An 11,770-nucleotide genomic window follows, 5' to 3' on the forward strand; every position below is an offset into this window, starting at 1 on the left:
CCCCGGACGTCGGCGTCAGGCGCTCTTCAGCTCGACGCGGCGGATCTCACCGACCACCACGAGGTAGCAGAAGCAGGCCACCAGGGCGTTCAGGCCCACGAAGACGAGGGCGCCGTTGAACGAGCCGGTCGTCTGCACGATGTAGCCGATGGCGATCGGCGTGGTGATGCCGGCGGTGTTGCCGAAGGTGTTGAACAATCCGCCGGACAGGCCGCCGCTCTCCCGCGGCGAGGTGTCGGCGACGACGGCCCAGCCGAGCGCCCCGATGCCCTTGCCGAAGAAGGCGAGCGCCATCAGGCCCACCACCAGGGCATCCGCCTGGACGTAGTTGCAGCCGATGATGCTCATGGAGAGCAGCATGCCGCCGACGATCGGGATCTTGCGGGCGGCGGTCAGCGAGTAACCGCGGCGCAGGAGCATGTCGGAGATCACGCCGCCGAGGATGCCGCCGATGAACCCGCAGAGCGCCGGCACCACCGCGGCGAAGCCGGCCTGCAGGATCGACAGCCCGCGCTCCTTGACGAGGTAGACCGGGAACCAGGTCAGGAAGAAGTATGTCAGCACCGTGATGCAGTACTGGCCGACATAGATGCCGAGCAGCATCCGGTTGGCGAGCAGCTCGCGCAGGGTCTTGCCCGCATTGGCCTGCTTCTTCGTGCCCTGCCCATCCATGTCGAGCAGCGCGCCGCCGGCCTTGATGTAGTCGCGCTCGGCCTCGTTCATCAGCGCGTGCTTCTTCGGGCTGTCGATCACCTGAAGCCAGAGCACCGCGAAGGCGATGCCGAGCACGCCCATGCTGGTGAAGACGTGGTGCCAGCCGAAATTGTGGACGATCCACGCCATCAGCGGCGTGAACAGCACGGTGGCGAAATACTGCGCCGAGTTGAAGAAGGCCGAGGCCATGCCGCGCTCGCGGGTGGGGAACCACGCGGCGACGATGCGGGCATTGGCCGGGAAGACGGGCGCCTCCGTGAGGCCGACCGCGAGGCGCAGGGCGAACAGCAGCACCACGGCGGTGAGGCCGGTGAAGAAGCCGACGGCGCCCTGCATCAGCGTGAAGGCCGACCAGAGGCCGATGGCCGCCGCGTAGACCCATTTCACGCCGTAGCGGTCGAGGAGCCAGCCGCCGGGGATCTGGGCGAGGACGTAGGACCACGCGAAGGCCGAGAACACGTAGCCCATCTGGATCGGCGTGAGGCCGAGTTCCTTGGCCATGTCCGGCCCGGCGATCGAGATGGTGGCGCGGTCGGCGTAGTTGATCGTGGTGGCGGCAAACAGCATCAGCACGATGAGAAGGCGGATGCGGGTGCGGCGCGCCGCGTCGGCACCGACGAGCGTCGCGCTCGTGGTGCCACTCGTGGAGGCACTCATGGACGTTCTCCCTGGGATGGTGCCGCCCGGTTGAGTCCGGGCGGTCGCGCGTGCCGCCGTTGGCTCGGCGGTTGGTCGTTCGCGGTGCGAGGGGGTGTCAGCGGCGGTCGCCGATCAGCGCCTTCAGCTCGGCGAGCTCGGCGGCATCGAAATCGGTCAGGGGCGGCCGGACCGGGCCCGCATGGCGGCCGACGGCGGTCATGCCCGCCTTCACGATCGAGACCGCGTAGCCGCGCTTGCGGTTGCGGATCGCGATGTAGGGCAGCACGAACTCGCGCAGTTCCCTGTAGACCGCATCCCGGTCGCGGCGGCGGACCATGTCGTAGAAGGACAGCGCCCATTCGGGCAGGAAGTTGAAGATCGCCGAGGAGTAGGTGGTGACGCCCATCTCCAGGTACGGCAGCGCGAAGGTCTCGGCGGTCGGGAGGCCGCCGACATAGGTCAGGCGATCTCCGAGCCCGGCGTAGATCCGGGTCATCAGTTCCACGTCGCCGACGCCGTCCTTGAATCCGACGAGGTTCGGGTTGCGCGCGCAGAGTCCCGCGAGGGTCTGCTCGTTGAGCTGGGCATTGGCGCGGTTGTAGACGATGACGCCGAGCCCGGTCGCCCTGCAGACCGCCTCGACATGGGCCGCGAGGCCCGCCTGCTCGGAGCCGACCAGGTAGGGCGGCAGCAGGAGGATGCCGTCGGCGCCCGCGGCCTCGGCCGCCCTGGCGAGTTCCACGGCGAGCGCCGTGCCTTGGCCGGCGGGCGCGATCACGGGCGTGCGGCCGCGGGTCTCCTCGACGCAGGCGCGCACGACGCGGTCGATCTCGGCGGGGGTGAGCGAGAAGAATTCGCCGGTGCCGCCGGCGGCGAACAGTCCGGAGACCTTGTAGTCCGCAAGACGTCCGAGGTTGTCGCGGTAGGCGTTCTCGTTGACGCTGTAATCGGCGTTGAAATGCGTGACGGGAAAGGAGAGCAGGCCCGAGCCCAGCGTCCGCGCAAACTCCACGGGGGTCATCCGAGACATCGCTTTCACTCCCTGATCTGCGCCGTTCCGGCGTTGGATCGGGGATAGGCCCGCCCCTTCGATGCGTCCAACGTTGATTTTGGCTCGATTATCCCTGATCGTGCATCAATGTTCGACCTCGGCCACGCTCGCAGCTTCGTCGCCGTCGCCGAGGAAATGCACTTCGGCCGGGCCGCGGCGCGGCTGAACCTCACACAGTCGCCGCTCTCCCGGCAGATCCAGATGCTGGAGCAGACGCTCGGCGTCACGCTCCTGGAGCGCACCACGCGGGCGGTGCGGCTGACGCCGGCGGGCCGGACCTTCCTGGCCGAGGCCTACCGGGTGATCGCCGCGGCCGAGAGTGCCGCCCGGCTCACGCAGCGCGCGGCCCGCGGGGAGAGCGGCACGATCCGCCTGAGCTTCACCGCGGCCTCCGCCTACAGGACCCTGCCGCGGATCGTCTCACATGTCCGCCGGGCGCTTCCTGAGATCGACCTCGTGCTCGAAGAGATGGTCTCCGACGAACAGATCCAGGCCCTCGAGGAGAATCGCGTCGATGTCGGCCTCCTGAGGCCGGGCCCGGCTCTTCTCGATCCGCGGACACCGATCGCCACGGCCACAATCGTCCACGAGCAGTTGTTGCTCGCCGTCCCGCGCAGCCATCCCCTCGCGAAGGGAAACGCGCCGAAGGTCCGGGATCTCGACGGGGAAGCCCTGGTGACGTGGTCGCCGCGCGGCGGACGCTACTTCATCGACCTGTTGGACACACTGTTCACGGCAGCCGGCATCCGGCCTCGGGTGGTGCAGCGGGTCAACCAGCTCCACGCCATGCTGGCGCTTGTCGGAGCCGATATCGGTGTCGCACTGGTCCCCGACAGCGCCGTTCATATCGGCATGACCGACGTCGTCCTCCGTCCCATCGCAGCGCCGGCGACGGCGCGACCCTGTCTCCTGCTGGCCTGGCGCCAGGATAATCCGAATCCGTGCCTGCCATCGTTCAGGTCGAACGTGGTGACGCTCAATGACGATTAGACCGGACCACGTCCCTTCTCGTCTGACGCGCGGCCCTGTGCCTTGAGATCCGCCGAGCGCCGTCGCCTGGATCGGGCTGACGGAATGAACGAGAGGCGCGGCCGTAACTGGACAGGCGCGTGCCGACCCGCTCCTTCAGGCAAGTCGGAGATCAGCGCCTCCGACGTAACAGGTCTTCGCGATATCGGCCGAGAGATCGCCGGGGCAGAGATGGAGACGGGGTCTCACCGGATTGAGCGATCATTCCGCATCACACGGATCAACCCAGAGCTCTCGGCACGACGGAAATTCAAATCGAACGACCCTTATATTCACTCGATCTGGCCCTATCAAAATATGTGATGCATTGGCCCCGAATAGTGTCGTCATCCTAGGATCAAAGGATGGCTGGCTCCTGCGCCCCTCGTGCAGGATCGTTTCGGCGTGCCATGCCCAATCCGCTCGTCGCCAGTCTACAACGGGGATGGAACTCGACGGCCACCCAGTCGAGCCGCCTTGCGTCCACCGGCCGCGAGGAATCCTCGAAGCTCGGTTTGATTTCGACTGCGGCAAGTGCACCCAGCGCAAACGCGCCCCGACGAGAGGCTGCCTGTCAGCGACGGTCGCTTGCACCGCCACGCGCTAGCTGCTCAAACTTTCACCGCGCAAACCAGAAGCCGAGTTGCCAAGATCCTCAGATTTCCTGGCAATATTAATTCATGTGGCTTTTAGACTATTATATCTATGTCAAAGACCTCTAGGGAGATGAAGAAGTGAGAGCCATCATTGCGAACAACTGCTGGGGATCCCAACCGTACGAAGAGTGCAACATGCGCTACAATACCCCTTTCGTCGGTCTTTTTCTCTATGCGGACGACTATATAAAACTTCTAACAGATTTTCGCGCGAACATGTCGTCAGAGTTACGATTTGTAACGCGATCAAGAAACGGCCAAGAACCCGGTTGGCCGATCGGCGTCATCGGTGACGACATCGAGATTAATTTCATGCACTATGGGAGCGTCGAAGAGGCTCGAGAAAAATGGGCTTACCGGACTGATCGACTCCCGAAGGAGGATGATAATTTACTCTTCAAAATCTGTGATCGTGATGGATTCAGTGGTATTCATGCAGATGCTTTCGACCAACTCCCTTTCAAGAACAAAATCTGTTTTTATAACCGCCATCGAACAAATCTGCCAGCGATGCGCGTCTCCCATCCCGTCGATTACCCAGGAGAGGAATGTCCGGATGGGGTCATGTTATGGAAAATTACGAGACTCGATCATGAGTTGCGAATAATCGATTGGCTCAAATCCGATTGCGATTCTCACCTCCGTGGTGATTAGTGCGGGACCGTTACCTGACAATCTCGATCGGATAGTGAATTGACGTCCGCCATTAACGACTTGGAGATCAATCTTTGGGTCGTCACTGCTGCGTGGTGGCGGCAGGTAACGGTGGCGATAGTGAGTGCAGGGCTGTCGTCATACCGTCTCTCGGTCGACGCAGAACTTCGTTCAAATGACCGACAAGGCCGCCGTCAATAAACGCTTGAGCGGCTACGCTCCCTCCTAATTCATTGAAGTGAAAAAAATCATAGAAAATGTCGTCTCGATCTAACAATGAAAGCTCCAGATCGAAAAACGGTATATCGTTTTTAATGCAAAATATTCGCGTAGAATTGTTGATAAATCTCCTTCCAACCACAGTTTTTTTGAAGTCTGTTTCCGACATTCTCGTTTTGACCCAATCATTATTGTAGTTTTGTTGATGGGGCACTGTGGCGAACCAAATCGGAATTCCGAACTCTACCGAAACACATTTAAACATATTCAGAATCGCGAACCGATGCTGAATGCGGAGGTCGTCGGTCAGATCGTTGTCCCGCGAGAGGTTGTCCCGATCCAATGTTATGATAGGTTCAAGCCACTTATCATTTGTCCAAAAACTCGCCTTCCGCTCGATGACATCGACGTCTACTATGCCTGTCATGATTACGACAGCAGTCGGATTGAGCGGAACGATTTTATTCAATAGTACATTAAATTCGTGGAGCAATGTCGCCCCGCTATAGCCCGCATTAAGTACTCGCAAATTATGATCAGATTGCTGGTTGACGTATTTATCGAGCATCGCACAAATTCGAAGGCTCTCGTCCATATACATACTTTCGACAACACTGTCCCCAAGAACGATTATGTTCCTTTCGCTGTCGGCGCTGTCGGCATACGGTTTAATAAAGCCGTTCTGATCAGTGTTGATCACGAACTCTTTTCGAACAAAGCTCGAATTCACCTGATTCAAATACCAGTCAGGCGGAGAAAATCTGGATGATGCGCAGGGTGCATATTCCTTCAGACGGATGGCGCGAGACATCTGACCAGCTCCAAGCTTGCGTGGAATTGGGGCGTCGATTGAGCAAACTACCGAGTCGTGGCTTCAGGCGCGTGTGCCGACAAGCACTTGCTTATATGGATCGACATCGTCTCGAATATCGATCACAGCGTTATGACACTCGAAGAGGAAGCGAGAATTGCCATTCCAGATACCTTCTTGTGAAAGTCGAATATCAATACAAGCTATCATCGAATGGTCGATTTCAAGTTGTAATCCGGCAGTACTATGGGCGGGACGCTGACATAAGCTTTGGCGGCTGGATACCAACCGTTCATAAGTGAGTCTATGCCTTCATTTTGATTGACGATGCGAAATCTCTCGAGTGGAACTAGACATGTCTTCAGCGGCAAACAATGGTCCAGTAAAGATCGCGCGCCGCGTGGGGAGATTGTATAGCAGGGTGTTCCGAAGCAATTGAGAAGTTTGAATAGGGCCAAATTATATTTCTCTTCCGCGAACGACTTGAGAACACGACCGTAATCAACACCTTCCCACCTGACCTCACCACCAATCATGCCTGGAATAAAATCGATCCATAGAAAGAAATGCGTGTGGTACCCCCATACCATGATGTCCCAATCGTCGTCTCTCGCCAAACAAGAAGACAGATGGTCTAAAAAATTTCGGCCGATGATCGCATCATCCTCGACGATCGTTATAGCTTCGCCACTTTTGACCGCATCAGACCAGAGGGCAATGTGAGACATTGCGCAGCCCAGAGCGCCATCGGAATAGCTTAAATCTTCAGATATCAAGCCGTCTGCGGCGAGCTTCTGGCGATCAAGCGTGCTGCCATTGATGGCTGAAAACCGTCGGAAGTTGCTGATATGAGGATTTACTTCACGAAAGCGTGACAGCCGATCCGTACTGCTGTCTAAATTGATGAGTTCTATCCGCATGATTGTCTCTCGTAATTTCAGCTCGGACTGAAAATCATCACAGACTGCGGGCATGAGACGGCAGAATCAAGCATAAACCGTCGCAAATTCGGAATTCGACATCGGTCATAGCAATTATTCGCGACTGCCATGCCCAGGAATAGCGACACCGTCGCCCGCTTCATCGATAAAGCCACGAAACGGTATCGAGAATACAATCCGTAGTGACTCTATTCCTACAAATTGACGCGAAGGAAAAAATTATTCAACAGATTGTGACTAAATGAAAAGCCGTCGGATGAATTTTGGGAGATGTCCTGCACTTCCGACATCTCGGCAACTCGCGCTCCATTTATCCAGATACTCGGGCAAGGGTAGCGCAGCTCGCTCTACCCACCGATTCAAAGCCCCGAGATCCTCCAAATACACCGGGTTCTTCATCATCGCTGGAAGCAGGACTGTCACACCGGCCTTTGCATATTCAGAAAGACCCACAAAATCCTCAACAGCCTGCCGGTTGTGCTTGAACCACATCTTGGTTTCAGAGAGACCTTGGCTGGATGCCAGGCCGTTATACTGCGCTACCGCAGCGTCACGGTATCGCTCGATTTCGCGGCCGTATGCCGAGTCTCCTGGAAAAGGGGGCGCGTCTTTCCAGGCCGCGGCGAGAAGCGACAGGCCGCGGAGCGAGAAGCTCTCGACAATCATCTCCTCGACCCATTGGCAGGGCGCACTCGGCTTCGCGTCACTGCTCCACGAATTGCACATGACGTGACCGAATTCGTGACCGAACTGGTAGGCCAGTTGGGACCATGCGCGTTCTCCGACGTCGACGAAAATTTTCGCCGTATCGGGACGGTCCTGATGCAGCCAGACCGCGGGCGGACCGGACGGGCGATTCTCTACGCAGATCTTGCGCGGCTGACGGTCAGACGAAATACGGTAGCCCGAGGTGCATGCCTCCCTCATGCGGCCGATCACCAGCGCGGCTGAGCGCTTCGGTGCATGCCACTCACCGTCGACTTCCACGGGATTCGACATGATCGGGGGACCTTCAGGCGTCGCCATAACGGAAGTAATCATCGAAACACTTCCCATAGCGACCAGATTTCTTCGTGATAACTTGCTATTCAACATGCGCTAGATTCCGGCCCAACAGAGTCCGCGCTTGACTCGTGTGATCTTCGATGTCGTCGCGTGCCATATATCCATAGATCTGGCGATTATCCAAATATTGCACGACGCTGTTTTTACGTGCCGTATCTGAGAAAATCACATACTCATGCCGATCTGTTTCATCCTGATAGGACAGCAATGGGATGACATCAGCGCGGACGAGATAGGTGCAGTGCACCACCGGCATCTCGACGACACCTTGAATCCAGCGATTCAGCACCCAGTCATACTGATCACAATGCGCGTAATATCCTTGCGCATCGACTGCGGCATGATAATTGGAATAGTAACTGCCCTTCTCGATCGAACGAAGGAACGGGGCGACGATGGGAACGTTCAGCGACGTGAGCTCGCGCAGCGTCGAGGGTCTTAGAAAGTTATCGACGTCTGCGGTAAAGTAGAATTCACAGTTCTGTTCGATGGCTTTCTGTAAACTAATCTGACGTATGTAGCCCAGGACCCTAAATCGAGTGCTGTTCCATTCATGAAGCGCGTATTCTTGAACGCGTTCACTGACATCGCTGGCATCGAACTCGACACCCGCATATTGGGGTCCGAATTTCTCGACCCATGCCCTCAGGATCGTCTCCGTCTCATCCGTGTTGTTGTTCGTTCGGATGTAGATGGAAATCTTCGATTTCGGATAATCCAGGTTCGTCAAGCACTCAAGGTAGAGCGGCAGTGCCGCGGCCATCTGCTTGGCCAGAATCGCGATGAGGACGCGCGGCTCTGTCGCGACCGGCCTCAAGGTGCGGGGAGCCGCCAGTTCAAATTGCTCGAGAAAGTTCGGCTCGGCATGAGCACCCAACTTACGAGCCACTTTCTCGTCCTGGATCTTCGCCAGCGAAGACCGCGCATTCGCCGCGACACGACCGCGCTCCGACGGCGGAAGTTTGCCGTCGGCCAGAAGCTTGAGACAGGCGTCAACACATTCACTATGGTGATTCGACCAGTAAGCATTGATGGCGAGCTTATCCAGCAGGCCGTAGTCGTAGACCCACTTCGACAGGAAAAGACCGCTCGCCGGCTCGAACAGAGTCGATCCCGCTTTGGCCGCCGTGAACCCCTCCTCATTCCGTCCCGTGCGGAAGCAGAAATTGCTGATGTCGTAGAAGGCCTCCGCACGATGACTGCAAACTTCGGTCGCGCGCCGATACGTCGCGAGGATATCGTCGGCCGGCCGATCGAGCCGTTCCATCAGATGGCCGGCTTCCAGGAGACTGATATAGACTTCTTCGGCCCAGTACCCCATGTGGCTTCGCGCGAGATAGGCGTCGAGTGCCTTCTCCGGCTGATTGCTGTCCCGGTAACTCTGCGCGAGGTAGAACGTGTATCGTGACCTCAGGAAGCTGTCGGTCTCTCCTTCCAGAGCCTCTCTCAATTTCTCGGCGTCCCGACGGTAGGTGTCCGGATCCTTCTCCCGCGCTCCGCCCGAGGCACCCGATGTGATATGAAAGCCCGAGGCGTCTCCGGTTGTAGATCCTTGGGGCGCCTCAACATATTCGTGGAGCACGCCCTTGTAGCAGAACGGCTTGCCGTTAGACATTATCTGAGGCCGCCAATATCTTATGCTGCCCCGCCGGATCTCCACGTTGTAGTAGTCTGCGCTCATCGAGCCTTTGAACGCGGCCCCATCGAAATTGTCTTCGTATGAGAGGGTCTCGTCAGCGTCCATGACGAAGGCGTAATCCACGAGATTCCGCTCCCGGAGCCGCTGCAGCGCTGAACTCCGATTGGTCGCGAAGTCCTGCCACTTCTCTTCCACGACGTCGCCCGGGACACGGTTCCTCTCGAGCCAGGCGCGGATGATGTCCTGGGTGCCGTCGGTGGATCCGGTGTCGGAGATGAGAACGTAGTCGATCAGCGGGACCATACTGTCGAGGCAGCGCTCGATGACGCTCGCCTCATTCTTGACGATCATCGACAGTCCGATCTTTGCCATGTCTTCATTCTCTCGGCCGAACAAGCTGATCTGCAGGCGCAAGACCGGATCCACTTCGCCCGGACCCGCGACATCCAGACACGCTGAGCTCCGCTGCCACGCACTGGAGTTCAATTCGCTGGGCGCGTTCCCCTTTACTGCGCACGCCTCATCCGACGGCGAGGGCTGCGGCGAGCGACGTCATCCGGGCAACCGGACCATGCAGGTTCGAACCTACTCTGCTCGGGAGACGCTCTCAAGGCGAGTTGTAGTCTCTGGCGGAAAACATTGATTGATTACGCATTTTGACCGCTCGATCGCAGAACCATGAAGTTCGCTGTCCAGCCGGCGCGCCAACGACGACCACTTGGTCGCGCTCTTGATCGGAACGCGTCGCGCGCACGAGAGGGCGCCGCCCGATCAAGAAGGCAGGCGTCCCATGCCGTACCCTGCGCACCGTGACCGCAGCGCCGACCGGGCGACGGGCAGCATCGCCGGGCGCCCGTGCAGACAGGTACGCGGCATTCGTTTGAGATCACGGCGCTCTCATCCAGCCCGGACGTCGCCCAGACGCGGGTGATCGGTCCGGACCGGGACAGGGCCCGACAAACGGGCGCGCTCTCCGGACCCGCAGCCTCGGTTACCCATATCGCTTGTGGTCGGCGGGTCCCTCGTCCGGGACGGTGAAGCGTGGCTGTTCGAGCGGGCGCTCTGGCGCGGCTCGCTGCGGTTGGATGCCCGGGGCGCTGTCGACGGCAAGATGCCCTTCGTGGACGCGACATTCATCCGCTGCGGCTAACCCGATGAACGGCCACCTGCGCGGGATGACGGTACGTGGAGCGGGAATCAGGGGCGCGCGCGGCCAGACCGACGCTTCGATCACGCTGTTCCTGCATCGAAAGCGAGGCACGCCAGCCGCGACCGCTCTGACGACCGGCGCCTTTCGAGCACCCCGCATGACGAGCCTCGCGGGTCGCCGCGCAGGGCCAGGCCCGACGGGTGATCGTCCTCCTCGGCGCTTCCGCGGACAATGGACGGACGGTGGGCGTCCGCTCGTCCGGCCGGTGGCCGTCCAGGCGAACACGGGAATGAGGGACCGATCCATCGCCAGGAGGACCGGACGCGACCCGCACCTTTGTCGGGCCCGCGTCCGAGAGCGGGGCCGGGTCGAGTGATCGGTCGGCGGTGCTTCACGAACAAAAAGAGGCCGCAGCTTGAAGCTGCGGCCTCCTGGCTTGGGCGAGGTCCCGAGCTGGGCGCTCTTACCTCACGTTCTTGCTCCAATCCACGTTGGTGAGCTGGTCTTGCGGCGAGGACTGGGCGGAGAACGAGGCTCCGACCGAGTTCCGCGACGATCCGACCGATGTACTCACCTGAGTGGTCGCCTCACCCGATGTCCCACCCAACTTGAAGGCATTCATGAGCGTCATGATGTCTTGCTGAGCTGAGGTGTCGCTGAGCAGGCCGCTCACCGAGCCGTTGTTGGTGATCAACCGGGCGATCAGGTTTCCGAGCGATCTCAGGACGTCCATGTCCGAGATACCCGAGCCCTGGGTCGGCTGGGAGAAGACCGGGTTCGTTCCAGAATTGGTCGATCCTGGATTGATCTGCGCTCCCGACCCACCATTCGAGCCGTTGGTGTCACGGACACCATTGTTGTTGCCGTTGTTTCCGTTGTTGCCGTTATTCCCGTTGTTTCCGTTATTCCCGTTGTTTCCGTTGTTTCCGTTATTCCCGTTGTTTCCGTTGTTGCCGTTATTCCCGTTGTTGCCGTTATTTCCGTAGTGGTTGCCGTTATCCCAATGGTGATGGTGGTGATGGTGGTGGTGGTGATGGTGGTCGTCGGGATCGCTGCCCCCAGTGGCACCCGTCGCTCCAGTGGTACCCGTCGATCCGGTCGAACCAGTCCCTCCTGTAGCTCCGGTACGACCTGTCGCTCCGGTGGCGCCCGTCGAGCCGGTCGAACCGGTCGCTCCCGTCGAGCCGGTACGACCCGTCGCTCCGGTGGCGCCCGTCGAGCCG

The 11,770-nt window shown here is 59.4% G+C and carries 8 protein-coding genes and 1 pseudogene; 2 read left to right on the forward strand and 7 right to left on the reverse strand.

Features of this window, described 5'->3' with window-relative positions; all coding sequences use genetic code 11:
- Positions 1 to 15: 15 nt before the first annotated feature.
- Positions 16 to 1,371 (reverse strand): MFS transporter, encoded by a 1,356-nt coding sequence (locus tag ACLBX9_RS23575; RefSeq protein ID WP_010683986.1) that lies wholly within the window; start codon positions 1,369 to 1,371, stop codon positions 16 to 18.
- Between the two features lie 97 nt (positions 1,372 to 1,468).
- The gene (gene kdgD, locus ACLBX9_RS23580) at positions 1,469 to 2,383 is read right to left on the reverse strand and encodes a 5-dehydro-4-deoxyglucarate dehydratase (RefSeq protein WP_447720614.1); all 915 of its coding nucleotides are present in this window, start codon (positions 2,381 to 2,383) and stop codon (positions 1,469 to 1,471) included.
- A gap of 108 nt (positions 2,384 to 2,491) precedes the next feature.
- Between kdgD and ACLBX9_RS23585 the strand changes: the two genes are divergently transcribed.
- Together ACLBX9_RS23585 and ACLBX9_RS23590 are read left to right on the forward strand one after the other, a co-directional pair.
- The gene (locus tag ACLBX9_RS23585; RefSeq protein WP_447720615.1) at positions 2,492 to 3,394 is read left to right on the forward strand and encodes a LysR family transcriptional regulator; all 903 of its coding nucleotides are present in this window, start codon (positions 2,492 to 2,494) and stop codon (positions 3,392 to 3,394) included.
- A 752-nt stretch (positions 3,395 to 4,146) separates the two neighbouring features.
- Positions 4,147 to 4,722 (forward strand): DUF1919 domain-containing protein, encoded by a 576-nt coding sequence (locus ACLBX9_RS23590; RefSeq protein WP_083920225.1) that lies wholly within the window; start codon positions 4,147 to 4,149, stop codon positions 4,720 to 4,722.
- A gap of 82 nt (positions 4,723 to 4,804) precedes the next feature.
- Here ACLBX9_RS23590 and ACLBX9_RS23595 read toward each other — a convergent pair whose 3' ends face one another.
- The 5 genes and pseudogenes from ACLBX9_RS23595 to ACLBX9_RS23615 form a co-directional block, all read right to left on the reverse strand.
- Positions 4,805 to 5,752, reverse strand: a complete 948-nt coding sequence (locus tag ACLBX9_RS23595) for an SGNH/GDSL hydrolase family protein (protein WP_447720616.1) — start codon at positions 5,750 to 5,752, stop codon at positions 4,805 to 4,807.
- Positions 5,753 to 5,958: 206 nt separating this feature from the next.
- The gene (locus ACLBX9_RS23600) at positions 5,959 to 6,672 is read right to left on the reverse strand and encodes a glycosyltransferase family 25 protein (protein WP_447720617.1); all 714 of its coding nucleotides are present in this window, start codon (positions 6,670 to 6,672) and stop codon (positions 5,959 to 5,961) included.
- Positions 6,673 to 6,930: 258 nt separating this feature from the next.
- Positions 6,931 to 7,788 carry a hypothetical protein gene (locus tag ACLBX9_RS23605; RefSeq protein WP_447720618.1) on the reverse strand — a complete coding sequence of 286 codons (858 nt, stop codon included), beginning with the start codon at positions 7,786 to 7,788 and terminating at the stop codon, positions 6,931 to 6,933.
- Positions 7,778 to 9,811 carry a glycosyltransferase family 2 protein gene (locus ACLBX9_RS23610; RefSeq protein ID WP_447720619.1) on the reverse strand — a complete coding sequence of 678 codons (2,034 nt, stop codon included), beginning with the start codon at positions 9,809 to 9,811 and terminating at the stop codon, positions 7,778 to 7,780. Before ACLBX9_RS23610 ends, ACLBX9_RS23605 begins: the two co-directional genes overlap by 11 nt.
- A 1,199-nt stretch (positions 9,812 to 11,010) precedes the next feature.
- A pseudogene (locus ACLBX9_RS23615) lies at positions 11,011 to 11,770 on the reverse strand (hypothetical protein); the annotation flags it as partial.

The organism is Methylobacterium sp. A49B (assembly GCF_053346215.1).

Coding starts and splice junctions, on each gene's coding strand:
- ACLBX9_RS23575 (WP_010683986.1), bottom strand. CDS start 1,371: ATGAGTGCCTCCACGAGTGGCACCACGAGCGCGACGCTCGTCGGTGCC.
- kdgD (WP_447720614.1), bottom strand. CDS start 2,383: ATGTCTCGGATGACCCCCGTGGAGTTTGCGCGGACGCTGGGCTCGGGC.
- ACLBX9_RS23585 (WP_447720615.1), top strand. CDS start 2,492: ATGTTCGACCTCGGCCACGCTCGCAGCTTCGTCGCCGTCGCCGAGGAA.
- ACLBX9_RS23595 (WP_447720616.1), bottom strand. CDS start 5,752: ATGTCTCGCGCCATCCGTCTGAAGGAATATGCACCCTGCGCATCATCC.
- ACLBX9_RS23600 (WP_447720617.1), bottom strand. CDS start 6,672: ATGCGGATAGAACTCATCAATTTAGACAGCAGTACGGATCGGCTGTCA.
- ACLBX9_RS23605 (WP_447720618.1), bottom strand. CDS start 7,788: ATGTTGAATAGCAAGTTATCACGAAGAAATCTGGTCGCTATGGGAAGT.